The following is a 254-nucleotide window of genomic DNA, read 5'->3' as shown; positions in this document are numbered from 1 at the left end:
ATGAATCCCGTCGTTTTTATCCGGCGGGTGAAGTGAGCGCTCACCTGATTGGCGTTACGGGCCTAGATGGCCGCGGACTGGAAGGTGTCGAGCGAACCTATGACGGCTGGCTAACCGGTGAACCGGGCAGGCGCACTGTGCGTAAAGACAGGTACGGCCGGGTGGTTGAAAACATTTCGCTCAAGCAGCGTGAGCCGGGTAAACCGCTGGCGCTGAGTATTGACCAGCGATTGCAGGCGGTGGCTTACCGGGCC

General features: G+C 60.2%; 1 pseudogene. It reads left to right on the top strand.

Annotation, left to right across the window (positions count from 1 at the left end):
- Positions 1–254, top strand: a pseudogene (locus tag ACYP03_RS27040) (peptidoglycan glycosyltransferase FtsI); the annotation flags it as partial.

Source organism: Photobacterium sp. R1 (assembly GCF_054600795.1).
The sequence above is the reverse complement of the archived record's forward strand: the minus strand, read 5'-3'. Positions and strand labels throughout refer to the sequence as shown.